The organism is uncultured Paraglaciecola sp., from assembly GCF_937123705.1.
GTDB lineage: Bacteria > Pseudomonadota > Gammaproteobacteria > Enterobacterales > Alteromonadaceae > Paraglaciecola.
In genome coordinates, this window is the sequence record NZ_CAKZKO010000004.1 from 67,694 (window position 1) to 92,571 (window position 24,878).

Below are 24,878 nucleotides of genomic sequence, written 5' to 3' on the forward strand. Positions count from 1 at the left end.
GGCCATAGGAGTACTGGTGGCCAAAAATGTTTGAACGGTTTCAGCGCTTTCGCTTTGGGCGAAAACGCTAACACTCGGAAGTGCTAGCCCTAAAATAAGCAGAACACCAGTTAACTTGAATCTAGACAAGAACATAGTCACTCTATGCAACAATTAGTTATTGTTTAATTTAGCAGCTATTTAAACTTCCTCCACAGCTAATAATTTTCATATTAGTTTGCAAGCGTTTTCTTGTAAAAAGTTCGCCCTCTAAAACCCTGACGATTAAGCCGCCTCAATCGTCACAGGCACGCCATTTAGAACAGCATTACCAGATAGCTCATCTAGCACCATTTCATCGGTTAAATCGTTCACACTGACGCCTGCGTGTTGCTCAGCAGTTTGCCATTGGCTACCCTTTTTATTATGCCCCCAACCATGAGGAATTGAGATCACCCCGGGCATGATTTTTTCAGTAATTTCAGCTGGAATAGATACTTGCCCGACTCTTGAGGTTACTTTGATCATCTGTTGATCTTGAATATTATGTTTTTGAGCATCATCAGGATGTATTTGCGCAGTACACCTCGATAAGCCATTATTTGTGCCTTTCACCATACGTTTACTATTGTGTAACCAAGAGTTATTGGTTTTAAGGTGTCTACGACCGATCAATTGCAAACTATCGTCATTAACGGTTGCAGCCTCAAAGAAGTGTTTTTCGAGCCGCGTTAAGTCAGCCATAAAATAATCAAAGCGTAAGTTAATTTGTTTATCATTATGATAAATGGCATTGGGCAAATCTGGTTGCAGCGGGCCAAGATCAATACCATGAGGCGTTTTCAACAATAAGTCGATACTCAGTGCCTCGCCTTGATATGCATACTGGCTGCTTTTTAATAAATCATCCACTACGCCTTTGGGCTGCTTCTGCCACAATGCTTGATACCTTTCTGTGGGTAAACCATTTAACTTATCTAATCGCTCTGCGAGGCCAAGGTAAATTTGCCAGTCTGTTTTACTGGTTTCAGCAGGTGGAAAAATAGCCGGGGAAAACTTAGTGCTATTTCTAACCGCAAAGTTATGAAATACCACATCGTAATGATCCCGCTCTAAAGCCGTCACTGGCGGTAAAATGATATTGGCATGGCGAGAGGTTTCGGTGATATAAAAATCCACTGCTACTACGAAGTCCAAGTTTTTAAAGGCATTATCTAACTGTTGCCCATTAGGTGTGGTTAATATGGGATTACCCGCCCCTATCACCATAGCCTTAATTTGCCCTTCACCTGGAGTGGTTATTTCTTCTGCCAGTGCCGACACGGGGAATTCACCGGCAAAAGCAGGGAGATTTCTTACTCGAGTATGGAAATTACCGATTGAGCCTCTGCCGGAATGGGGCAACAGATCGGCTGCTGGCTGGGTAAACATCATGCCACCTTGCTTGTCTAAATTGCCGGTTAGCATATTAAACAACATGATCAAGTATTGGGTTAAGGTGCCAAAGGCTTGCACACTGGCGCCCATTCGTCCGTAACACACGGCCGGCCCTGCTGCGCAGAATGATTCAACCAAAGCAATAATTTGAGTGTCGCTCATGCCTATCAACTTTGCCACGCGTTTGGCTGGATAGGCGGCAACATATTGTTCAACGGCTAATAATTCAGGAGCCAATGGTAGTAGTGCATCGGCTTTGATCAGTTTTTTATCGAACAAAGTATGCAGCATAGCTAACATTAACAAGGCATCGGTGCCGGGCTTTATAAAGTGATGTTCGCAACTTATGTCTGCAGTTTCAGACCTTTTTGGATCAATTGCCACCACTTTACCGCCACGAGCCTGAATCGCTTTTAACCTGCGTTTAATGTGCGGCACCGTCATTATACTGCCATTAGAGGCCAGCGGATTACCGCCTATTATCATAAAGTGTTGGGTATGATCGATATCAGGAATAGGAATTTGCGACTGATGACCAAACAGCTGGCGACTCACAATATGATGTGGAAGTTGGTCGACCGATGTAGCCGAGTAACGATTATGAGATTTTAACGCTCGGTAAAAATACGGACCAAATAATATGGATCCCATATTATGGGCATTTGGATTGCCCAAGTAGGTCGCAACCGATTCGCTGCCATGCTCTTGTTGCACCGCAAATAAACTAGTAGCAACCTTGTCTAAAGCATAATCCCAGGACACTTCTTGCCATCCATGATCGGTTTTTTCCATCGGCATACGTATACGCTCTGGATCTTCATATAGATCCTTTAGGGCCATGGCTTTGGGGCATACATGTCCCTCACTGAACGGATTGAGTTTATCGCCCGCAATAGACAATATATCTCTATCTTGGGTGGTCACTTCTATGCCACACATCGCCTCACATAAAGTACAAGTGGAATAATGCTTTTGTTTTTGTTCAGGTTTTTCACTTTGCATAATAGTTGTCACAAAATTGTTAATGACTGAAATTTATCGATTAAGCCTGTTATACACAAGCATCATCGTTATTTATGGAGAATGGTATTACAAATGCACGACAAACAGATATAGGGGGTTGCCCATGACTCAGCGGCTCAACACGAACCAATACTCAAAATATTTTCAGCTGCTTTAAACCTTTTCGCTTATTGCTTCGACTTACTCGGTGATTGTTCAAAAAAATTTCAGAGAGAGCCATGAAAATAACCGACACCAGTGGTCAAGATATCCCTATATTAAAAACAGCCAACACCCGTACCAAATGGCTAATTTTAGGGCTAGTGTTAATAACGGCACTTATATACGCGGTTTTAGCGCCAACTGTTAGCAATTGGTCAAACTCAGACTTTAGTATTTCCGCCCAAAGAGTACGACTAGCCACAGTGACTCAAGGTGACTTTGTTCGCGATTTATCCGTACAAGGACGGGTTGTGGCGGCGGTTAGCCCCAAGTTGTATAGCCCTGCCCAAGGTACCATTTCATTTGAAGTCGATGCAGGCGACACAGTAACCAAAGGACAAGTGCTAGCCACTATTGATAGCCCTGAATTAACCAATCAGCTCAAACAAGAACAATCCGCCCTACAGCGCTTACAAATGGAGCTAGACAGACAAAAAATTCAATCTAGCAAACAAGCACTGGTCAATCAAAAGGCGGTGGATTTAGCCAAGGTGTCTTTAACCGCAGCTGACCGGGAAAAGCGCCGCGCAGATAAGGCATTTGAAAGCCAGTCCATCTCTCAGATTGATTTTGAAAAAGCGCAAGACGACCTTGAAAATGCCCGCTTAGTGTTTAAACATTCGGTAAAAGATGCTGAGCTAAATCTAGAAAGCCTTGCCTTTGAAGTGAAAACCAAGCGCCTGTTTGTAGAGCGACAAAAACTGTTGGTGGCCGAACTAACACGACAAGTGGACGATCTCATTTTAGTCTCCCCTGTCAGCGGTTTAGTGGGTAATTTATCGGTAGAGCAAAAAAATCAAGTCGCCAAAAATCAATCCATTTTAAGTGTGGTGGATCTTTCTGAATTTGAAATAGAAGTGGATATTCCCGAAAGTTACGCCGACGACTTGACCATAGGCATGGCCGCTGAAATCACCCTCAATGGTGAAACGCATTCAGCAAAACTCGTGACCATCTCACCTGAAATTGAGAACAATCAAGTGACGGGCAGAGTGCGTTTCGCCACCCTTTCACAAGGCGCAATCAGTCAGCCTCAAGGATTGCGTCAAAACCAACGGTTAACCACACGTATTTTGATGGAAAACAAACAAGACGTGCTGATGGTGCAGCGCGGCCAATTTTTAGAAACCGGCAACGGCCGCGTGGCTTATATAGTCAAAAATGATATGGCCGAGCGTACTTCTATCGCCACAGGAGCCCGCAGTTTATCCAATGTTGAAGTGCTACAAGGCCTTGCTGCTGGGGATACCATCATAGTCTCAGGCACAGACCAATTTAACGGCGCACAAAGTGTGCTGATAACCCAATAACGTCAAACAAATAGCAGCAAAAAATAAGGTAACAATACTTATGTTAAAGATGACAGATGTAAAAAAAACATTTCGCACCGAGTTAGTTGAAACTCATGCATTACGGGACTTTAATTTAGATGTAGGCGAAGGCGATTTTGTGGCAGTAACCGGACCTTCAGGCTCAGGAAAAACCACCTTTTTAAATATCGCAGGGTTACTCGAAACCTTTAATGGTGGTACCTACGAATTAGACGGTCAAGACGTCAGTCATCTAACCGACAAAAAACGTAGTCAACTTAGAAATGAAAAAATTGGCTTTATTTTCCAAAGTTTTAATTTAATACCCGACTTGAATTTGTTCGACAACGTAGACGTCCCCTTACGCTATCGCGGTTTTAATAGCGCCGAGCGCAAAAAGCGTATCGAAAACAGCTTAGAAATGGTGGGACTTGCCCAGCGTATGAAACACCTCCCCTCGCAACTATCTGGTGGACAACAACAACGGGTTGCTATTGCAAGAGCGTTGGCCGGAGAGCCACGCTTTTTGTTAGCCGATGAGCCTACAGGTAACCTCGATACACACATGGCCAGCAGTGTAATGGCGCTATTAAAAAGCATTAACGATGCGGGCACCACTATTATCATGGTGACCCACGACGGGCACTTAGCCAAGCAAGCCAGGCGTAATATTTATGTTCGTGATGGACAAGTTAGCGAAATGACCCAAGCTGCGCCTTCTATAGCCCCGCAACTTGCCGCCGTGCCTTAGGAGGCAAGACTATGTTTGGTTATTATCTAAAACTGGCATTTAAAAGCATTAAACGTAATCCCATATTAAGTTTACTGATGATCACCGCTATTGCCTTAGGCATTGGCGCCAGTATGACCACAATAACAGTAAACTACTTGATGTCTGCGGATCCCATTCCCCATAAAAGTCATCAGTTATTTCATATTCAAGTAGACAGTTGGGATCCAAATAATCCATTTAACGACGATGAAGATGCCCTGCCTAACCAACTCACTTGGACTGATGCCACCAATTTGACCCACGCCAAAAAAGCCTTAAGGCAATCGGCAATGAGCATGTCTGGTGCCATTATTGAACCCAAAGGTGACGATGCAAAACCCTTTGAAGCCTCTATAAGGCTGGCTTACAGCGACTTTTTTGCCATGTTCGATGTACCTTTTATTTATGGCGCACCATGGGATAGCTCATCTGATACCAATAAAGAGCAAGTGATTGTGCTAAGTAAACGCACCAACGAAAGTGTATTTGGCGGCATCAATTCAGTCGGTAAAAATATCATAGTCGCAGGGACACATTTTCAAGTTGTTGGCGTGATTGACGACTGGCAAGTTATGCCCAAGTTTTATGACGTCAACAATGGGGCCTTCAATGAAACCGAAGAACTGTTTATGCCGTTTTCCCTTAAAGAAGACTTACAGTTACCTAACTGGGGTAATAACAGCTGCTGGAAAAGCCCAGACGGCGAAGGTTTTAAAGCATTTTTATTATCTGAATGTATCAATAATCAAATGTGGGTAGAACTGCCAAATGAAACTGCAAAATCTGAATATTTGGATTACCTAAATGCCTATGTGATGGAACAAAAGGAGTTGGGGCGCTTTCCACGCCCCCTTAAAAACCGCTTATCAAATGTGATGCAATGGATGCAGAGTCAAGAAGTCGTCGAAGAAGATGCCAAGATGATGATGTGGTTATCCTTTATGTTTTTATTAGTGTGTTTACTCAACACCATAGGTTTGTTGTTGGCTAAATTCACCGGAAAATCAGCCGAAATTGGGTTGCGCTTGGCGGTAGGTGCATCTAAAGCCGACCTATTCAAACAACACTTAGTCGAATCCGCCATGATTGGTTTATTGGGTGGTATCGCTGGATTGGGTCTAGCGGTGCTTGGTTTACAAGGGATTAAAAGTTTGTACGGCGACTTTGTCGATGACTTAGCGACATTAGATATCAGTATGATTGTAGTGGCGCTGAGCATAGCATTGTTATCAAGCATTGCCGCGGGTTTATATCCTACTTGGCGTGCTTGTAATATTGCCCCCGCCAGCCAATTAAAAAGCCAATAAGGAGTCTGAATATGTCAAATACACATACTAGAAGCGCGATAAATTGGGAAATTGGCCCTATTTTTCGCGCCATGTTACGCAACAAAGTGGGCGTCATATTAGTCGCTCTACAAATAGCTGTGACTATGACCGTAATCGTCAATTCGGTGTATATCATCATTGAACGCAGCAAAGAGATGCAGCGTGACAGTGGCATCGATAATGAAAACAGTTTTTCTCTAACCAGTACTGGCTTTGCCGAAAATTTTAATACGCCTATAACAGTTACAGAAGATCTTAATAGCTTACGTGCCCTTCCCGGCGTAGTCGACGCTATTCAAATCAATGCAGTGCCCAATAGTGGCAGTGGTTGGTCCATGGGCTTAAAAACCCAATCAGGTGTTGAATATGACGCCGTTGGTACAGCAGTTTATATGGTGGATGACCATGGCATTAATGCTTTGGATGTTGAGATTATTGCCGGTGAAAACTTCGCAGCCACAGATATCGGCATGCGTGAGGTGGGACAAGTCAATTGGCCGGATAAAACCATCATTACAAAAGCCATGGCTGAGAATTTATTTCCCGATATTCCTTATCACTCGGTCGTAGGTAAAACCGTCTTTATTAATAATGACGATCCTATGATAGTGGTCGGCATTATAGATAAGTTACAAGCCCCTTGGGTGGGTTGGAATAACCTTGAAAATGCTATGTTATCGCCAGAAAGAATGGATTTTAAAGGCAGTCGCTATTTTGTTCGTACAAAGCCAGGTCAAAGGGATAGCGTAATGAAGCAAGTGGAAGAGTTGCTCGCCAATAGTAACAAAGGCCGCTTAATTCAGCGTATGCGCAGCGTAGAAGAAACCCGTGAACGTAGTTATCGTGGCCATACCGCTATGATAAAGATTTTGACTACCGTGATGATTATTCTCACCATAGTCACCGCCTTAGGCATAGTTGGTCTTGCAAGTTTTAGTGTTAACCAACGTAAAAAACAAATTGGCACAAGACGGGCACTTGGGGCTAGTCAGTCAGCGATTGTACGTTATTTTATGTTAGAAAACTTTTTGATCAGTAGTATTGGTGTGATCTTAGGTGCGGCGCTCACTATAGGCTTAAATATTATTTTAGTGAATACCTTTGGTCTGAATAAACTAGACTGGTTCTACATCCCTATTGGCATGTTAGCCCTTTGGTTAGTCGGTCAATCTGCAGTATTGGGACCCGCTAAAAAAGCAGCGAATATCCCCCCTGCCTTAGCCACTCGAACGGTTTAGTCAATATTCTGGGGGATACTGTGAAATATTTGCAGTATCCCCCAGGAAGTGGCTATTTCTAGTGATTAAGCCTTATAAAATTTGACGATTTTATTGGCTTGCAAAACACATGAGTATTTAGTGACACGCTTAGATTTGATTTTCATTTTGACTGATGCGCCATCCATGCCGTCCATCCATTTTGCTTTTTTGCCAATATATTTAATCGCATTATCGCCGTAGCGTTTTTTCGCTGCGGTTTGACAGGCTTCTACTGCTTGGGCTTTCGCTTCCATTTTAGATAACGAAGATCCCGCTAAAACTGTTGAGGAGCCTAATACAAAAATGCTGCTGGCGATGACTAGTGATTTGATAATTTTACTCATGATGTTTCCTCATTGATTTACTTGACCTTGCTATTCAACGGGAAAATCCAAAATTTGTCTTACCGATTGCGAAATTCTCTATAGATTTTAGAAATCGGTAAGACAGAACCAATAATCGGTCACATATTTATATGGGGTGCCATTACTCCGTCTCAACTAAACCGTCTAATTTCCGAAACTCGCTAGGGGTCATATTTTTTATTGCTTTAAATGCTTTATTGAATGTAGTTAAAGAGCCGTACCCAGCTTCAATTGCAATGGTTAAAATAGGGATTCTTGCTAATTTAGGATCGGCCAGTCGTTGCGCTGCATCTCGCACTCGATAGCGATTTAAATAGTCATTAAAATTTTTATATCCGAGATGCTGATTAATTAGGCGTCTTAGTTGATGTTCAGGAATACTTAAATGCTCGGACAAAATTTTAATGGTTAAGTCAACCTGACGATAATAAAATGCATTTTCCATCGAATGATTGAGTTGCTCTAACCATTGGCTATCAACAAAAGACGGTTGCGCGACTTTGTCTTTAACTATTTCTGGAGAATATTCTGCTAAGGTTTCTTTAACAATCTTCGAATCTGAAACCAAGGTAATATAGCCAAACACCATAGCAAATGCACAAATAACCACGATATTGAGATAATTCAGAAATATGGGAAATTCTCTATGACCGTAGATAAATGCAATCACTACAGTAAACAGTAAAAATGCCCCTGCAGCTACCGACAATACCAGTCGAAACAAACGGCGCCACTCAACTAAGTCAGACTGCCAACTACGAAATATATCCACTAAACCTAAAACAGTCAGAGAACTAGCCACAAAAAGCGCCACAGGTCTAATTATTGATGTTTCGAGCCCCATTGAATAAATAAAGTATTGAAACGCACCAATACATACACACACCGCTAAGGCGATATAGTGACCTATATGTAATTTTTCTTTATCTTCACCCATTTGAAATAAAGTAGAAGCAAACATCCAAAAAAATGCGGGGTTTGTCATTGCACCAACCACCAGAAAAAACTCCACCAAAGGGATCCCTTGCACCCAAGGCATTAACATAAAGAAAGCAGAGCTTAGTAGTAATAGGCTTAAAACTTTTGCCGTTAACACCTGCCTAAAATTTAGTAGGAGTTTACATACAACCAGTAAAATCGCCCCTATGGCCATACCGGTAAGAATAAGAAAAAATTGCTGCATAAAAAAGAGAAGTCGAGCCTAAAAATGTGTTGCCGATCATAACGTAAATTAAGAATGGAGTGTTATAAATGAATATGGACAACTAACAAAATGAATATATACCAACAGCCCACCTCACAAAAAGCCTGACTGTTAGGTAAAGTTGTGATTGAATTTTACCTAAATGTAACTTCTTGCAACAGAGAATCCCCTGTGAGCTTACGCATGACCACTCGCTCACCACTGGCTTTATCCATTTTTGCAATGGAACTTTTACTCCATTCTATCCAGGCATTATAGCGCTCATCTTCTTGGGCTTTAGTGGCCATTTCGCTAAACATGGTGATCAAATACATATCTGGCTCACCTTTTCTAGGGTACAGGTTTAGCACCACTTTATAGCCATTTATCCACCCTTTCGACTTAGCAAACTCCATTGAATCTTGCCATTTTTCAGAAAGATGTTTTGCATAATTGTGCCATTGCCCATCCATAATAGTGATGGATGATACTTCCCAATAGTCGCCGCTTTTAAATACCCGATCGTCTTTTGCTAAAGCGTTAAAAGATAACAAACTTAAAAAACAGATTAAAAAACTAAGTTTTCTTATGTGTAGTTTCATAGTTTAATGTCCTCTTCATTACTTTGTGTCGCGCTCCAATAGCGGGACTATAAGCAAAGCAATACCTCAGTATAGACGGCTTACTAAATATGCAATGATTATCTTACAAATAGAGCAGCATCTTAATTTGGATTAGAGGGAAGGATGATAAAACTTACCAACTTAAGTCATCGGGAATTTCATAATCCGCATACCAGTCATCAGCTTCGCTGCTACTTTGATCGGCCTCACTAATATTATCGGCACGATATACCACACAAGTTTCATCTCGTTCGGCTATTTTATTAGCCACTGGCATTGGCACCAATTCGTAGCCTTGATTTAATTTAACAATGGCAAGTTTACCTTGGCTAATATGTTTTTGAGTGGTTTGACTCACATACATGCGCTTGATTAATGTACCATCGGTAAAGTTACACACCACCTCTTCTTCACGCTTTGAACCCGAAAATTTTGGCTGTTTATTCACTTCAATTAATTGCTTAATTTGCGCTACTAGGGCTTTTTTTTCTGCTTCTTGTTTAGATTGCTTGTTTAGTTCGCGATCTTTGGCCTTTTTGGCTTCAACCAATGCTTCGGCAGCCAATTTTGCTTCGTTGGTTTCGACAATATTGTGATTTTTTTGCGCTTTGGCTTTTTTGCTTTTTTGCTGACGAACCTGCTTGGCTTTTTTCTTATCGGTCAAACCGGCTTTAAGTAACTGTTCTTGTAAGGAGAGGGCCATAATTGAATGCCATGTTATAAAATTTAAAGAAATACGGCAGCCCATAGCTGCCGTATATAAATGGTATATCTACAGATTATTTTTTAGGTTTTTTGCGCTTGTCTTCAGCCTTCCATTTGCCGTCTGTGCACCAAGCAGACCAACCTGTTGCTTTGCCTTCTTCGTTTTCAGACATCACGTATTGCTGCTTGGTTTTACGACTGTAACGCACCACTGCAAGATTGCCATCGGGATCCTTAGGCGGAGCATCGGCTAAATAATAAAACTTAGGGGAGATCCTATCTCTAAACCTTGCCAGTTCTGCCACTTTAGGGGCACGAGTTTCCCTCGATTTAGGGAAATTATGAGCCGCTAAGAAAATTCCCGATGCACCGTCTCTAAGGACAAAGTGAGCATCAGATTTTTCGCATTCAAGCTCAGGCAAGTCAGTAGGATCTTCTTTAGGCGGCGCTGCTTCGCCATTTCGCAGTAACTTACGGGTATTTTTACATTCCTCGTTAGTACAACCAAAATATTTACCGAAGCGACCACTTTTAAGTTCCATATTTGACTGGCACTTGTCACATTCAATAATTGGCCCTTCGTAGCCTTTTATCTTAAAGGTGCCTTGCTCTACGTAAATACCTTCGCAGGTAGGTGTATTACCGCATACATGTAATTTACGAGACTCATCCACCAAATAGCTATCCATAGCAGTACCACACTTATCACATCGGCGTTTCGAGCGTAATAATTCGGTTTCTAACTCTTCTTCATCATCTACCTTAATGACTTCGTCACCCGAGGTAAGATTCATAGTACCGGTACAGCGCTCTTTAGGGGGTAAACTGTAACCAGAACACCCTAAAAACACCCCGGTACTGGCGGTACGCACATTCATTGGACGCTCGCATTTACTACAACCAATATCGGTAGGTACGGCTTGATTAAGACGCATTCCCCCTTCTTCAGGAGATTTCTCGGCTAGATGTAATTTCTGTTCAAAATCTACATAAAAGTCATCCAGTACACCTTTCCATGAGGCACTGCCTTCGGCTATTTCATCCAGTTGCTGCTCCATATTGGCGGTAAAGTCATAGCCAATCAGATCATCAAAATTTTCCATTAGGCGATCGTTGACTATTTCGCCCATTTTTTCGGCATAAAATCGCTTACTCTCTATTCTCGCGTAGCCTCTGTCTTGAATAGTTGAGATAATACTAGCGTAGGTAGAAGGACGTCCAATACCGCGTTTTTCTAGCTCTTTCACTAAGGAAGCTTCATTAAAACGCGCCACAGGCTTAGTAAAATGTTGCTTGGGATCGAGTGCTTTAAGCTCTAAATTATCGCCTTCTTTAACATCGGGCAGCATCAAGTCTTCGTCGCCCTTCTTACGCTGCGGGTTTTGTACCTTGGTCCACCCATCAAACTTCAATACACGCCCTTTTGCAGTGAGTTCAAATTCACCGGCTTTAACGCGAATAGTACTGGCGTCATATTTAGCATTGGTCATTTGACAAGCCACAAACTGACGCCAAATCAATTCGTACAAGCGCTGAGCATCACGCTCTACGTCACTCATTGATTCCGACTTTACTAAGACATTTGAAGGGCGAATAGCCTCGTGGGCCTCTTGCGCGCCTTCTTTGCTACCGTATCGGATCGGGTTTTCCGGTAGGTAATTGTTGCCAAAATTATCGCCGATATATTCACGACAACTGTCCACTGCTTCGTTGCTCAAGTTAGTCGAATCGGTACGCATATAGGTAATATGCCCAGCTTCGTATAAGCGCTGCGCCATCATCATGGTTTTCTTAACCCCAAAGCCTAAACGAGTACTGGCCGCTTGTTGCAAGGTTGAGGTGATAAAAGGAGCAGAAGGTTTACTTTGAGTGGGTCTAGACTCGCGGCTCACCACTTGGTAATTCGCACTTTGTAAGAAAGACACCGCAATATCAGTTTGTGCTTTGTTGACCGGCTTAAATGCCACACCGTTTTCTTTAACCACTTGCATCCGCAAATTGGTTTGTTTGACTGTATTCAAATCAGCATGCACATCCCAAAACTCTTCTGGAACAAAGGCCTTAATCTCTCTTTCACGATCCACCACTAAGCGTACGGCAACCGATTGCACCCGCCCTGCAGACAAGCCTCTGGCGACCTTTTTCCATAATAATGGCGACACCATAAAACCTACAACACGGTCTAGAAAGCGTCTCGCTTGTTGTGCATTCACCATCTCGATATTTAATTTACCCGGGTGAGAAAATGCCTCTTGAATGGCGTTCTTGGTGATTTCGTTAAATACCACCCGCTGAAACTCTTTGCCTGGCTCGTCAATTAATTCCCGTAAATGCCAAGCGATGGCTTCCCCTTCCCTATCCAAATCCGTTGCGAGATAGACAGTATCGGCATTTTTTGCCAATTTTTTTAACTCGTTAACAACTTTTTCTTTGCCTTCAAGCACATCGTAATGAGCGTGCCAATCGTTTTTAGGATCAATCCCCATACGATCAACCAGCTTTTTATATTCATAATCACGCAAATATTTCTCACGTTTTTTGTCGGTGAAAAGTTTGAGCTCTTTTGCTGGTTTTTTAGGCGCAACTTTACCCACAGCCTTGTGAGGAAGATCCCGAACGTGACCGACACTAGATTTAACAATAAAATCTTTGCCGAGATATTTATTAATGGTTTTTGCCTTTGCCGGTGATTCGACAATGACTAGATGTTTTGCCATAAATTGGTTTTAACCTTTGATTTTTATAGGTATTTATTACTTACGCCACCCCAAGGGGGGGCTTACCTGTGTAAATTGCTTTTTAACATATATCGACAAAATGAATAGAAAACAAGTTCTTCTTCATACTTATCTAATATTCTTTTTTGCGACTCGTCTTTTGCCGCTCGCTTTTTGACCAGGTCGATTGGCAGAACAAACAAAACCAGTATAATGCTCAACCCATGAAACATTGAGCGCAATATTTGCCTTAAATTTACAGGGTTTACTCCCAAAAACAACAACAGCAGAGGTGTAGATGAAACAGTTTGAAGCCAATTTTGATGGGTTAGTTGGGCCAACCCATAATTATGCAGGATTATCCTATGGCAACGTCGCCTCTTTAAGTAATGCAAGCGCATCGAGCAGTCCCAAACAAGCCGCTAAGCAGGGATTAAAGAAAATGAAGGCCCTAGCTGACCTTGGTATGGTTCAAGGTGTTCTAGCGCCTCAGGAGCGCCCAGACATTGTTTCGCTACGTAGACTAGGTTTTAGTGGAACAGACGCCAATGTTTTAGCCACGGCTGCTCAACAAGCACCGGCTATTTTCCAAGCCTGCTGCTCTGCCTCGAGTATGTGGACGGCCAACGCAGCCACTGTTTCCCCTAGTGGGGATACCAAAGACGGCAAAATCCATTTTACGCCAGCCAACTTAACCAATAAGTTTCATCGCTCCCTCGAGCCACAAGTCACAGGTAAAATTTTACGAGCCACCTTTGCCAATGATACATATTTTTCTCACCACACTCACTTGCCAGACAATGAACACTTTGGCGACGAAGGCGCTGCAAACCACACCCGTCTTTGTAACCAATATGGCGAAGCAGGTTTAGAAATGTTTGTGTACGGCCGCCATGCTTTTGATACCAGCAAACCGGCACCTAAGAAGTTCCCTGCCCGTCAAACCTTAGAGGCAAGTCAAGCGGTTGCGAGATTACACGGATTAAACGATGCGAATGTGGTGTACGTACAACAAAACCCTGATTTAATTGACCAAGGGGTATTTCACAACGATGTGATAGCGGTAGGTAATCAGAATGTATTGTTTTATCACGAACAAGCGTTTTATCAATCTTCACAAGCACTTGTAGAAATTGAGCAAAAATTTGCTGGCGATAAAATACACTTTATCTGCGTAAAAACCGCAGAAGTGAGCGTACAAGATGCCATTAGCAGCTATTTATTTAACACCCAAATCATTACCCTAGCAAACGGCGAGATGGCAATTATTGCCCCCACCAATTGTCAAGAAAACCCAGCCGTATCAGCGTATTTAGCTAAACTTGTACAGCAAAACACCCCTATCAAACATGTTCACTACTTCGATGTGAAAGAAAGTATGCGTAACGGCGGCGGCCCAGCTTGCTTGCGTTTAAGAGTCGCGATGAATGCCCAAGAATATGCTGCGGTGAACCAAAGTACTTTGCTTAACGACAGTCAATTTGAACGCCTAAATAGCTGGGTAGATAAACATTATCGGGATATCTTAAATGTGAGTGATTTGCACGATCCACAATTATTAATTGAATCCAGAACAGCCTTGGATGAATTAACCCAATTATTGCAACTGGGTTCGGTTTATCCGTTTCAACAGGTGTAGTTTTTTAGAAAATAAAATAGCCAGTCCAAAATTAATCGGACTGGCTAAATGATCCTTCTATAGAGAATTATCACATGTACGATTAGCACCGTCATCTATAGTGATAAACTTAGGAATTTGAGTAGGGTTAGGCTCATCATCTCCTGGATACTCTGGGTTTTCAACTTCCACAAAATGTACCCCAGTACCAAAAGGGTTAGAGTTTGGTGGCGTGGTTTCGATGGCTAAATCAGCCGCCGACGCCGACAATGTGTAAAAATAACTCGCTTGTGATTCACTACCAGATACTGGCGTACTCGCGGTAATTTTAACTTGTCCCCATGCTGCATATGTTTTGGCATATCTTAATTCAATGATGGCTTGGCCATTCTCATCGGTCTTAATATCGCCGTCAATAGACATAATGTTTCCTGGTGTTAACTCGCCGTCACCATTTTTATCTTCGTTAGGGTCCTTAATGCCATCATCATCTACATCTTCATTCGGACACCCATGGGTTTGTACCGCCGTCCAATACTCAAAATTTGCTGCACTGGGATAGGCAACCCAATAACCTTTATAAAAAGCTGAACGAATTCGATGAAAGTTAGAATCATCAGGTGCCGCATTGGGTTCAAGAAATTCCGTATATTTAACCGGTGTGCCAGTAACTGTTAGTTCAACATCACTTACAGGGTTAGAATTGGCATCTGTAACAAAAACAGTGAACTTCTTCAGATAACTCGTTTCGTCAGGAGCTTCAATTATGTTACCTGTACCAATTGAAATAAATTGTGCTCTGTTCGCTACGGTTAAATTCACACTCGATGCAATGCCTGAGCTTGGCTCAGTGGCCGAAACTGTAATCCCATCTTCTGATGTGACATTTAATGAAGTATAAACGGTTGAGGCCAACCCATTGCCATCAGTAATGGCTGATGCCGGAGATATCTGGCCGCTACTGACATCGTCAGTGGTAAAATTAACGACCTTTCCTTTCACTAAGTTACCTGCAGCATCACGCAATACAGCTGTGATAGTACTTTTTTGTCCCGCTGGACCAATAGAGTTTGGACTAGCTGATAGAATCATATTACTTACATGAGTAGCAATAAACTCCACTTCAGCCGTCACATTGACGACATTATCATCTGCGTCAATACCTTGAGCGGAAATTATTGCCAAGCCAGCATTGTTTGAACTTATTTGAAAACTTGCTTTACCGCTGCTATTGGTTTTAACATTTGTTTTCGACAATGTGCCTCTTGTAGTTGTTAAAGTTATGTCACCATTTGCAAAGGGAACATTCTCTTTTAACCAAGTTAACTCAATATTTTTTGATGTTCCTAAAGGTATTTCTTCGTCTGGCACTTGAGTGAAGCTAAACTGATCCTGCTGGACACTGACATTCAAAGTACCACTCGTATTTAGCGCAGATGCGGTAATCACATCCATTCCTGAATAACTGCCAGTAAACTTAACCAGTACCTGTCCTTCTCCATCAGTGACAAAATTTGTCGCTTCGAAGTCATTGCCATTTTGAGAGTTCAGTTGAATCTCTTGATTCGCTATCCCTACACCATCAAAGTCAGACAGAAAAACAGTGAAATTTGCTGATTCTCCTAGAATAACTGAAGGAGGACCGTTAATAGCTAGTACCGTTCCTAACACTTGAATATCTAGAGATTGAGATTCAGGCAACCCCGCCGCATTAGCAGTCACAACTATTGTTCTATTTTCAGGCTTATTCTGAGTATTGAGTAAAGCTCTTGCGATACCATCCACACCAGTTACCGCAACACTACCACCGTTTTCTATTTTGATACTCGCGCCAGAATTAGCTGAAAAGGTGACATCAACACCTTCAAGTAACACATTGTTTTTATCTTTAACCAATGCAATTAATTCAATTTCATCAGAGCCACTGGACGCTAACAGGGTTGAATTACTAAATAAGTCTAAAGAAGCAGGCAACGCGTTAATGTTTTTGCCCGCAGAGTTAAAAGTAGTAGCTGCAGTTTCACCAGAACTTAGGGTCGCAACAACTTCACCTGCCCCTGAGCTTGCACCTACTAAAATATCAATTATTGCCATTCCGCTTGCATCAGTAGAAGCTGTGCCTGAATCATTACCAAAAACAGCCAAACCTTCAGGTTGGAAAGAATAAGTTATTAACGTTGATACAACAGGATCACCATTTGAGTCTGTCGCCATGGCGGTAAGCGTTAACGGTGTGCCTTCACTTAAATCTGTTGAAGGTTGTCCACTGGCATCTGTGAAGGCCAATTGAATACTTCTGGTAACATTCGCCCCCCCAGTATTGCCGCCAGTAGGGCTATCATCGCGGGAGACGCTACCTCCGCCGCCACATGAGAAAAGGCTAAGTAGTGCCAAAAATCCAAACAATGTTCTCAAACGTAAAATCATAAACCTTTCCTATACACATGGGCCATATTATGATGGCATATTCATTTTAACAGTACATCTTATCTCGCTATCTTGCTAATCTAGTCTCAGATAAAGCCAGATAACCACATTTACTTAGTACTTTAACAAGCACTTTTAACAACAATAAAGCTTAGGATTTCCATGACTACTTCAACACATTTGTCATCACAAAAACCCAATACCCAAAAATTCGGTCTTACTGCTCGGATCTTTATCGGCATGATTGCCGGAATACTTATCGGAGCATTACTACAATGGTTGTTTGATGATAGCGGAGATTTTTCGTTTAGTGTATTCGGCTTGCATGTTTCAACGTATACACTTTTAGTTGAAGGTATATTTAATGTAGTGGGAAGTATCTTTATTGCCAGTTTAAAAATGCTGGTTGTGCCCTTAGTTTTTGTTTCACTAGTGTGTGGCACGTCCAGTTTATCTGATCCTTCCAAGTTAGGGCGACTCGGCGGAAAGTCAATACTCTTATACATAGGCACAACCGCTATTGCTATTAGCTTAGCAGTGTCTTTTGCATTATTGGTGGCGCCAGGCGAAGGCTTAAACTTAGCAACTCAAAGCACTTTTGTGGCAAAAGAAGCGCCTTCTTTGGGTCAAGTTATTATCAACATGATGCCCACTAATCCTGTTAATGCCATGGCCCAAGGTAATATGTTGCAAATTATTGTGTTTGCAGTGTTTTTTGGTATTGCTATGGCAATGACAGGAGACACGGGCAAACGTCTAACATCAGTATTTGAAGATTTAAGTACAGTCATCATGAAATTGGTCAGTATATTAATGAACTTGGCCCCATATGGGGTGTTTGTGTTAATGGCTAAATTATTTGCGACTATCGGTTTTGATACTATTGCTAGTTTGCTTAAATACTTCTTGCTTGTAATTTTTGTATTATTAGTTCACGCATTTGTTTCCTATCCGATTATTTTAAAGGCATTAAGTGGCTTAAGCCCGCTTATGTTGCTTAGAAAAATGCGTGATGCGGCATTATTTGCATTTAGTACCTCTAGTAGTAGCGCTACGCTTCCCATAACAATGGAAACAGCGATTAAAAAACTCGGTGTTAAACGCTCTGTGGCTTCTTTTACTGTGCCACTTGGCTCTACTATTAACATGGACGGCACAGCCATCATGCAAGGCGTTGCAACAGTGTTTATTGCACAGGTTTATGCTGTTGACTTAACCTTATCCGATTATATGATGGTGATACTCACTGCCACATTAGCCTCGGTGGGCACTGCAGGTGTGCCTGGAGTGGGTCTTATTATGCTTGCTATGGTATTACAACAAGTCAACTTACCCGTAGAAGGAATTGCGTTAATTATAGGCGTAGATAGATTGTTAGATATGACCCGAACGGCAGTTAATGTTACTGGCGATTGTATGGTGGCGTGTATTGTAGGCAAGAGTGAAAACGAACTCGATTTGCAACGCTTTAACGACCTAGATGCAGGCAAAAAACATGAAGAAGTGGATTTTGAGCATTTTGAAAATAACAGTCCCAGTTAGTTTATCTTAGTCTAAATCTTCCACTGGCCATAATGCGATGTAGTCTTCGAATTGTTCGAGATCTACATCTTTGTCTGAAACGGTTTTACCCCGCACCGACATCCCCGCCTTATGCATGGCTGATTTTTTATTTTTATTCAGTAGAGGGTGCCAACTAGGTAGCCCTCTGCCTTCGTACAAGCGGCGATAACTGCAACTTTGAGGCATAAAAAAGATATCTTGAAGGTTACTTTTAGTCAATTTGACACACTCAGGCACTAACCTAGTGCGTTCGGAATATTGGGTACAAGCGCACGTTTTTGTGTTTAGTAACTGACAAGCGATATTGGTGTAGTGGATCTTTTCTCCGGCTTGGATTTGATCCGTCGATTTTGCCTCTTCAGCGCTTTCATCATCAATAAATTTATGCAAACAGCACTTAGCACAGCCATCGCATATTCCTTCCCACTGTTTTTCAGTCATATCCTCAAGGGATGTGTTTTCCCAATATTTATTCATGGCTGTACCTCTTCGTATCTCATTTGTTAAACAACGGTTGTGTTAACCCTAAAATGTCCATCTAGTTCAACTTCTAGCTGATCGTCACTCGACAATGCTGCCACTCCTTTTGGTGTACCTGTCATCACTATATCACCGGGTAATAGTGAAAATGTTTGAGATATATTGGCCAATAATTCTAGTATGGGAAACAACATGGCTTGACTATTGCCATGCTGTCTTAAACTGTTATTCACCTGCAAACTAAAGGTTATATTGCACAAATCCTTAACCTTCTCTTTAGCAACAAACTGTGACATGGGACAACTAAGATCAAACGCTTTGGCGCGCTCCCAAGGCTGCCCTTGTTTTTTAAGTCTGCCTTGTACTTCTCTTAAGGTGAGATCTAAGCCTAGCCCAATCCCCCATATTGCTTGCGCTGCAACTTGTAACGAGGCTTGGCTGAGTGGGGATTTGATCAAGACTGCAATTTCCAATTCATTGTGACAAGGCCCTAAATTTTTAGGTAAAACCACTGACCTGTGAAGGATGGCGAGACTAGTACTAGGCTTAATAAACAACAAAGGCTCACTAGGGATATCATTTTCTAGCTCTTTAATATGCTGCAGATAATTGCGTCCAACACAGACCACTTTACCTAGGGGTAAATCAATATTTTGGCCATCGTTATCAATATGTTTATAGTCAAACAAGGCTTTATGATCCTTTTTTAATACGATCTGACAAATAACTGACCGATATCCCAAAATAGCTGGAACGATTCCATTTCATTAGGGTGTGAAAATTTTCATAAACCAAATAAATACGGCCGTTGTTACCATCGGGTTTTATCAGCGAGGCTTTAACCGAAACTTGGGGTAAATCTTGACCATTGTAACGCCTCACACCGGCTTGCTGCCAATCAGATAACGGGCGTTTTTTAGAAGGCTTTAGCCCTGCAAGACTAAAGTCAAAGCCCTCTAAAACCTTTACCTGACGGCCCCAAGTAAGCTCCTCACTCCACCCCTCAGACTTTAAAAAGTTAGCAATTGAAGCAAACACATCGGCTTTATTGTGCCAAATATCTTTGCGACCATCCTTGTCAAAATCAACAGCATAATTTAGGAAAGAGGTGGGCATAAACTGACTCTGGCCCATTGCGCCAGCCCATGAGCCAACAAAATCTTCTAACTTAACGTGTTTTTGTTGCAGTATTTTTAAGGCAGCAAACAACTGTTTTTTAAACAATGCTTCTCGCCTGCCTTCGTAAGCTAAAGTGACTAATGAATTAATCACTGAGTGTTTGCCCATGATTTTGCCAAAGTTACTTTCGTTCCCCCAAAGTGCCACGATAAAGCGTTTTTGCACCCCAAATTGTTGCTCAACTCTATCCAACAGTGCTTTGTGCTCTGTCATTAGTCCTATGGCTTGCTTTACTTTCCAATCCGGTACGCGGGTGGCTAAGTAGGTATCTAAGGTTATTTTTGTTTCAGGCTGGTTCTTGTCTGCTTTTACGGTCTTTTTACGATAACTAACGCCAGTAAAGACTTGTTCAACAAAGTCTTGGCTGTAACCTTGCTCCATGGCTTGTCGTTTCAAGTCGACTAAATACTCCTCAAAACTAGGTTTGGCATTTAGTTGTTGACTGAGTAACCCCAATAAAATGATAGCTATATATTTCATGTTTATGGCTCGTAATTTTGCTGTTGTAAGTGTTTTTTTAGTAAATTCTCTGTTGGCGGTGGTAGTTGTAAATAGAACCCTTTAATTTTCAGGTCGTAACGCAAAGTCTCAATATCGACTTGTGCCAGTTCGCGATCGTTTTTAAGAGGCATAATCATCAAAAACTGTGGCGTACCAAAGGTTTTTAGCAAAGCTTCAGGAACTTTAGAAAAATCATCCCTACCCGGTACATATAAATAGGTTTCTTGCTTTTTACTGCTTTTGTAAACTGCACACAACATTATATTTCTTCCTCAATTAAGGCACGAGACAAGTGTAAACTATCAATCTCTGCAAGTTTGTTTAGCAATAACTCTCGTCGCCAACTGCTTAGCAAATCAGGTTGTAAGCCCAATTCTCGGGTTTCATCCGGACTGAGCCAACACCATTTAAGCAACTGATTAATCTGCTTCTTTGATCCCACAAGCTCTGGTGGGAGCCCATATTTTTCAGCAATATCAAGGCAAACCTTTTTAACCCTTGCCGCAGTATTTTTATAATCTTCGAAGTCATTTAAGCGCTTAATTCTTGGTGGGTAGGCATGGGCACTGACGGTTTGACACTCAGCAACAATAGCTAACAGCGCTTCACCGTGCAGTCGCACTTCATGAGGATTCATACTTTGAATAGCGCGTAATTCGTTTTTACTTGAGGGCTGCAAGGTTGCAATAGCCACTAAGTTTTCTTCCCGTACAACAAAATTGAGCGACATATCACGTTGTCTGGCCATTGACATGCGCCAAGCTGCGAGTTTTTGTAAAATCAATACGGCTTTACTGGATAGTTTCCAATTATTTTTTATCGTTAAATACACAGACTCTAACGGTAAGGGAGTTTGTTTTTTGGTCGCTAGATGGGCAATCTCTGCAAATACCCATGGTAGTTTATTTTGCCCTTCTACTTTTGCTTTTAGTTCTGGATAAAGCTGATATAGATACAACACATCTTTAGCAGCATAGTCACACTGCTCGTCTCGCAATGGTCTTGCCAACCAATCGGTGCGTGATTCCCCTTTATCTACCGTGATATCTAACATGATTTCCACTAGTTTAGCGTATCCCAGCGCAGGCCCCATACCCACTATACTGGCCGCAAATTGGCTATCAAAAATAGGGCTAGGCATCACTTTAAAGGCATGCCAAAACGTTTCTAAGTCTTCAGAGCAAGAATGCAGTATTTTCACCACATTTGGGTTGATTAATAACGCGGTTAAAGCTGAAAAATCATCTATAACCAAAGGATCAACCAAGACCAACTGCTTACCATCATAGAGTTGAATTAGCCCCAATTGTGGATATAAAGTGCGGGTACGAACAAACTCGGTGTCTACTGCTATAGCCTGTGCTTGACTGGCTTGTATACAGAAGTCTGTAAGCTCTTGATTACTGGTTATAAAATTGTATTCCATGGGATTCCAAATTAGTGGTCAATAGACTCACAAAAAAGCCGGCTAACGCCGGCTTCTTACATAAATGTATAAGCGACAGTGATTAAGCTATTTGTCTCTTAATTCTCTTCGTAGTATCTTACCAACATTGCTTTTAGGAAGCTCGTCCATAAACTCAACTTTTTTAGGTACTTTGTAACCCGTTAAGTGCTCCCGACAATGTGCGATCAATTCTTTATCAGATAGCTGTTCGCTTTTACGCACCACCACCAGCTTAACGATTTCTCCCGATACCTCATGTGGCTCGCCGACAGCAGCAGCTTCGAGAACATCTTCATGCATCGCAGCAACTTCTTCAATTTCATTTGGAAAGACATTAAAGCCCGATACTAAAATCATATCCTTTTTGCGATCAACAATATAAAAGTAACCGTCTTCATCACATGTGGCCACATCACCTGTAGCCAACCAGCCATCAACAATCATCTCGGCCGTTGCTTCAGGGCGATTTAGATAGCCTTTCATCACCTGAGGCCCTTTAACTAACATCTCTCCTGCTTCACCCATAGCGACCTCATTACCCTCATCGTCTACTAGCTTTATATCTGTCGAAGGTACTGGCATACCAATGGAGCCTTTATAGGCCTCTAATTGAGGAGGGTTAACTGTCACAGTAGGACAACATTCGGTTAATCCATAACCTTCAAGTAATACATGGCCTGTAACCTCTTGCCAACGCTCTGCAACAGGACGTTGCACCGCAGCCCCACCACCTAAGGCAAATTTTAGCCTTGAAAAATCTAAGTCTGTAAAGCCAGGCGTGTTCAGTAATCCATTAAACAAGGTATTGACACCGGTAATAACCGTAAAGGGGTATTTCGCCATTTCAGCAACAAAACCAGGCATATCTCGAGGGTTGGTGATCAACAAATTAGGGCAACCAAACTTGACAAAAGTTAGGCAGTTACCTTGTAAGGCAAAGATATGGTACAAAGGCAAAGCCGTAACAACTAATTCTTCACCTTTTGTTATGACGTTTTCCAGAATATTTGAGGTTTGCTCTAAATTAGCCACGATATTTCTATGGGTTAACATAGCACCTTTGGATACGCCTGTGGTCCCCCCTGTATATTGCAGAAAGGCTAGGTCATCACCGGTTATTTCGGGTCGTTGATAGCTTAGTTTACTGCCTTGTTTAATGGCCGTTAAAAATTTTTGTGCATTAGGTAAATCGTAAGCAGGAACAACTTTTTTGACGTGCTTTATCATAAAGTTCGTAACGAGCTTTTTAGCAGGCGATAACATATCACCTACTGCTGTTAATAATACCGTCTCTACTGCGGTATTATTAATCACTTCACTTAAAGTACAGGCAAAACTTTCAACAATAACAATGGCTTTTGTGTTTGAGTCGGTTAATTGGTGTTGTAATTCTCTGGCGGTATATAGTGGGTTCACATTTACCACTGTCATACCGGCGCGAAGTATACGGAACAGTGCCACCGGATATTGAATTAGGTTGGGCATCATAATGGCGACAGCGTCACCTTTTTTTAGACCAGAGTTTTGTAAATAGGCAGCAAAATTACGTGAAAGCTTATCTAACTCGGCAAAAGTAATACTCTTACCCAAATTGATGTAACTAATATTTGACGCATATTTTTCAATTGACTGTTCAAAAATATCAACTATCGATGAGTAACGATCAGGGTTGATTTCAGTCGGAACGTTAGCGTCATAATGTTTTAACCAGATTTTTTCCACTGTGCCTCCAAGTTGTTAAACCTGCCTTATGTCTCATAAATGACTCAGCAAACTCAACTTATTATTATTTTATTTAGGATACGAACTACAGCGATTCTACCTAAAGCTTCAACAAAGATAAATCAACAAATGATTAACACCTCTGACCAGCTGAGGAACAGTTTAAAAATTCGGCGACTTTCACCGCAACCGAGACTGGATTGTCCATATGTAAGTGATGATAACCTTCGCATTCTGCTACTGTTAAATCCTTTACCCAAGTTAACCTTTTTTGTAGCACCTTTCTCATAGACTCATAGCCTTGAGAGCCAGAAATCATTAACATTGGGCATTGAATATTTTCCATAAAAGCTTTAGCTTGATGACCTGTCATTCTGAGAGATGATAACGTTCTTAAACGCCTGTCTGTGGTAAAAAATAAGCGGTCATTTTCCTCACGAATGTTACGACTCACTAACAGTCTTGCAGACTCAGGCTTAATGTCACCCACCATCGTTCTTGCTACAACAGTTCGTTCAATACTTTTTGGGTGTTTAGGCTCACTTTTTTGGGCTTTTAACCTGCTTTGAATAGCGTCCCTAAGTTGAGTGGGACTGCTTTGGGTTTCTTTAGTCATTGGGCCGAAAGACTCAATTGAAATAAGCTTACTGACATGTTCGGGATAACAACTGGCATAGATGCAGGAAATAATCCCCCCCATGGAATGCCCCATCAATATAAAGGAACCCCACTGCTGTGACTCCACTAACTCATGTATATCATGCACATAATCAGTTAAGTGGTAGTGCGCCCCTGCACTTCGATGAGATGACTGTCCGTGACCAACAAAATCCACTGCAATAATATAATAGTCAGTCAAATGTTCAGCCAAAGGCTTAAAACTATTAGCGTTATCTAGCCATCCATGTAAAGCCAGGATCATAGGCTTGTTAGGATCGCCATAACCTATTGCACTCATAGTGATATTGGCGAGAGGGAATTCAAGGGATTGAGCCACGTACTTTCCTTTTTAAACACAAAAAAGCGGCAATAAACTGCC

The 24,878-nt window shown here is 41.8% G+C and carries 20 protein-coding genes; 6 read left to right on the forward strand and 14 right to left on the reverse strand.

Features of this window, described 5'->3' with window-relative positions; genetic code table 11:
- Nucleotides 1–264 precede the first annotated feature (264 nt).
- Nucleotides 265–2,418 carry a molybdopterin oxidoreductase family protein gene (locus Q0688_RS00525; RefSeq protein WP_299071630.1) on the reverse strand — a complete coding sequence of 718 codons (2,154 nt, stop codon included), beginning with the start codon at nt 2,416–2,418 and terminating at the stop codon, nt 265–267.
- A 239-nt stretch (nt 2,419–2,657) separates the two neighbouring features.
- On the opposite strand from Q0688_RS00525, the gene Q0688_RS00530 reads away from it, so the two are divergent.
- Genes Q0688_RS00530 through Q0688_RS00545 form a run of 4 tightly spaced genes read left to right on the forward strand, consistent with a single transcriptional unit; the run spans nt 2,658 to nt 7,288 of the window.
- Nucleotides 2,658–3,950: an HlyD family efflux transporter periplasmic adaptor subunit gene (locus tag Q0688_RS00530; protein WP_299071639.1), complete on the forward strand. Its 1,293-nt coding sequence runs from the start codon at nt 2,658–2,660 to the stop codon at nt 3,948–3,950.
- Nucleotides 3,951–3,990: 40 nt separating this feature from the next.
- Nucleotides 3,991–4,701 (forward strand): ABC transporter ATP-binding protein, encoded by a 711-nt coding sequence (locus Q0688_RS00535; protein WP_299071647.1) that lies wholly within the window; start codon nt 3,991–3,993, stop codon nt 4,699–4,701.
- An 11-nt stretch (nt 4,702–4,712) separates the two neighbouring features.
- Nucleotides 4,713–6,029: an ABC transporter permease gene (locus tag Q0688_RS00540; protein ID WP_299071650.1), complete on the forward strand. Its 1,317-nt coding sequence runs from the start codon at nt 4,713–4,715 to the stop codon at nt 6,027–6,029.
- An 11-nt stretch (nt 6,030–6,040) separates the two neighbouring features.
- Nucleotides 6,041–7,288, forward strand: coding sequence for an FtsX-like permease family protein (locus tag Q0688_RS00545; protein ID WP_299071652.1), 1,248 nt, complete (start codon nt 6,041–6,043; stop codon nt 7,286–7,288).
- A 65-nt stretch (nt 7,289–7,353) separates the two neighbouring features.
- Here the strand turns inward: Q0688_RS00545 and Q0688_RS00550 are convergent, their stop codons facing one another.
- From Q0688_RS00550 to topA, 5 genes are all read right to left on the reverse strand, one after another.
- Nucleotides 7,354–7,653 (reverse strand): hypothetical protein, encoded by a 300-nt coding sequence (locus Q0688_RS00550; protein WP_299071654.1) that lies wholly within the window; start codon nt 7,651–7,653, stop codon nt 7,354–7,356.
- A 142-nt stretch (nt 7,654–7,795) separates the two neighbouring features.
- Nucleotides 7,796–8,857: a helix-turn-helix domain-containing protein gene (locus Q0688_RS00555; RefSeq protein WP_299071656.1), complete on the reverse strand. Its 1,062-nt coding sequence runs from the start codon at nt 8,855–8,857 to the stop codon at nt 7,796–7,798.
- Between the two features lie 155 nt (nt 8,858–9,012).
- The gene (locus Q0688_RS00560) at nt 9,013–9,459 is read right to left on the reverse strand and encodes a hypothetical protein (RefSeq protein WP_299071658.1); all 447 of its coding nucleotides are present in this window, start codon (nt 9,457–9,459) and stop codon (nt 9,013–9,015) included.
- A 154-nt stretch (nt 9,460–9,613) separates the two neighbouring features.
- Nucleotides 9,614–10,183, reverse strand: a complete 570-nt coding sequence (locus Q0688_RS00565) for a DUF2058 domain-containing protein (protein WP_299071659.1) — start codon at nt 10,181–10,183, stop codon at nt 9,614–9,616.
- A gap of 76 nt (nt 10,184–10,259) precedes the next feature.
- Nucleotides 10,260–12,902 (reverse strand): type I DNA topoisomerase, encoded by a 2,643-nt coding sequence (gene topA, locus Q0688_RS00570; protein WP_299071661.1) that lies wholly within the window; start codon nt 12,900–12,902, stop codon nt 10,260–10,262.
- Nucleotides 12,903–13,200: 298 nt separating this feature from the next.
- Between topA and astB the strand changes: the two genes are divergently transcribed.
- Entirely contained in the window at nt 13,201–14,541 is a 1,341-nt protein-coding gene (gene astB, locus Q0688_RS00575; RefSeq protein WP_299071663.1) for an N-succinylarginine dihydrolase, read from the forward strand.
- Between the two features lie 57 nt (nt 14,542–14,598).
- Here astB and Q0688_RS00580 read toward each other — a convergent pair whose 3' ends face one another.
- A complete protein-coding gene (locus Q0688_RS00580) occupies nt 14,599–16,947 on the reverse strand; it encodes an Ig-like domain-containing protein (RefSeq protein WP_299071666.1) in 2,349 nt (782 codons plus the stop codon).
- Nucleotides 16,948–17,109: 162 nt separating this feature from the next.
- Here Q0688_RS00580 and Q0688_RS00585 point away from each other — a divergent pair, with 162 nt between their 5' ends.
- Nucleotides 17,110–18,489: a dicarboxylate/amino acid:cation symporter gene (locus tag Q0688_RS00585; protein WP_299071668.1), complete on the forward strand. Its 1,380-nt coding sequence runs from the start codon at nt 17,110–17,112 to the stop codon at nt 18,487–18,489.
- A 6-nt stretch (nt 18,490–18,495) separates the two neighbouring features.
- On the opposite strand, the gene Q0688_RS00590 is transcribed toward Q0688_RS00585, so the two are convergent.
- The 7 genes from Q0688_RS00590 to Q0688_RS00620 all read right to left on the reverse strand — a co-directional run bounded on the left by Q0688_RS00590 (nt 18,496) and on the right by Q0688_RS00620 (nt 24,836).
- Nucleotides 18,496–18,987 (reverse strand): YcgN family cysteine cluster protein, encoded by a 492-nt coding sequence (locus tag Q0688_RS00590; RefSeq protein ID WP_299071670.1) that lies wholly within the window; start codon nt 18,985–18,987, stop codon nt 18,496–18,498.
- Between the two features lie 26 nt (nt 18,988–19,013).
- Nucleotides 19,014–19,679 carry a fumarylacetoacetate hydrolase family protein gene (locus Q0688_RS00595; RefSeq protein ID WP_299071672.1) on the reverse strand — a complete coding sequence of 222 codons (666 nt, stop codon included), beginning with the start codon at nt 19,677–19,679 and terminating at the stop codon, nt 19,014–19,016.
- A gap of 4 nt (nt 19,680–19,683) precedes the next feature.
- Nucleotides 19,684–20,649: a lytic transglycosylase domain-containing protein gene (locus Q0688_RS00600; protein WP_299071673.1), complete on the reverse strand. Its 966-nt coding sequence runs from the start codon at nt 20,647–20,649 to the stop codon at nt 19,684–19,686.
- A gap of 2 nt (nt 20,650–20,651) precedes the next feature.
- On the reverse strand, nt 20,652–20,930 hold the full coding sequence (locus Q0688_RS00605; RefSeq protein WP_299071674.1) for a YcgL domain-containing protein: 279 nt from the start codon (nt 20,928–20,930) through the stop codon (nt 20,652–20,654).
- Nucleotides 20,930–22,096, reverse strand: a complete 1,167-nt coding sequence (rnd, locus tag Q0688_RS00610; RefSeq protein ID WP_299071675.1) for a ribonuclease D — start codon at nt 22,094–22,096, stop codon at nt 20,930–20,932. Before rnd ends, Q0688_RS00605 begins: the two co-directional genes overlap by 1 nt.
- 87 nt (nt 22,097–22,183) lie before the next feature.
- Nucleotides 22,184–23,839 carry a long-chain-fatty-acid--CoA ligase FadD gene (fadD, locus tag Q0688_RS00615; protein WP_299071680.1) on the reverse strand — a complete coding sequence of 552 codons (1,656 nt, stop codon included), beginning with the start codon at nt 23,837–23,839 and terminating at the stop codon, nt 22,184–22,186.
- Nucleotides 23,840–23,972: 133 nt separating this feature from the next.
- Complete coding sequence (locus tag Q0688_RS00620; RefSeq protein ID WP_299071683.1) at nt 23,973–24,836, reverse strand: alpha/beta hydrolase; 864 nt, start codon at nt 24,834–24,836, stop codon at nt 23,973–23,975.
- Nucleotides 24,837–24,878 lie beyond the last annotated feature (42 nt).

Bases quoted from the DNA above. Each gene is read 5' to 3' on its own strand.
- Q0688_RS00540 (WP_299071650.1), top strand. From the start codon at position 4,713: ATGTTTGGTTATTATCTAAAACTGGCATTTAAAAGCATTAAACGTAAT.
- rnd (WP_299071675.1), bottom strand. From the start codon at position 22,096: ATGGAATACAATTTTATAACCAGTAATCAAGAGCTTACAGACTTCTGT.
- Q0688_RS00605 (WP_299071674.1), bottom strand. From the start codon at position 20,930: ATGTTGTGTGCAGTTTACAAAAGCAGTAAAAAGCAAGAAACCTATTTA.
- Q0688_RS00525 (WP_299071630.1), bottom strand. From the start codon at position 2,418: ATGCAAAGTGAAAAACCTGAACAAAAACAAAAGCATTATTCCACTTGT.
- Q0688_RS00600 (WP_299071673.1), bottom strand. From the start codon at position 20,649: ATGAAATATATAGCTATCATTTTATTGGGGTTACTCAGTCAACAACTA.
- Q0688_RS00535 (WP_299071647.1), top strand. From the start codon at position 3,991: ATGTTAAAGATGACAGATGTAAAAAAAACATTTCGCACCGAGTTAGTT.
- topA (WP_299071661.1), bottom strand. From the start codon at position 12,902: ATGGCAAAACATCTAGTCATTGTCGAATCACCGGCAAAGGCAAAAACC.
- Q0688_RS00580 (WP_299071666.1), bottom strand. From the start codon at position 16,947: ATGATTTTACGTTTGAGAACATTGTTTGGATTTTTGGCACTACTTAGC.
- Q0688_RS00565 (WP_299071659.1), bottom strand. From the start codon at position 10,183: ATGGCCCTCTCCTTACAAGAACAGTTACTTAAAGCCGGTTTGACCGAT.
- Q0688_RS00585 (WP_299071668.1), top strand. From the start codon at position 17,110: ATGACTACTTCAACACATTTGTCATCACAAAAACCCAATACCCAAAAA.
- Q0688_RS00555 (WP_299071656.1), bottom strand. From the start codon at position 8,857: ATGCAGCAATTTTTTCTTATTCTTACCGGTATGGCCATAGGGGCGATT.
- Q0688_RS00590 (WP_299071670.1), bottom strand. From the start codon at position 18,987: ATGAATAAATATTGGGAAAACACATCCCTTGAGGATATGACTGAAAAA.
- Q0688_RS00545 (WP_299071652.1), top strand. From the start codon at position 6,041: ATGTCAAATACACATACTAGAAGCGCGATAAATTGGGAAATTGGCCCT.
- Q0688_RS00530 (WP_299071639.1), top strand. From the start codon at position 2,658: ATGAAAATAACCGACACCAGTGGTCAAGATATCCCTATATTAAAAACA.
- astB (WP_299071663.1), top strand. From the start codon at position 13,201: ATGAAACAGTTTGAAGCCAATTTTGATGGGTTAGTTGGGCCAACCCAT.
- Q0688_RS00550 (WP_299071654.1), bottom strand. From the start codon at position 7,653: ATGAGTAAAATTATCAAATCACTAGTCATCGCCAGCAGCATTTTTGTA.
- Q0688_RS00560 (WP_299071658.1), bottom strand. From the start codon at position 9,459: ATGAAACTACACATAAGAAAACTTAGTTTTTTAATCTGTTTTTTAAGT.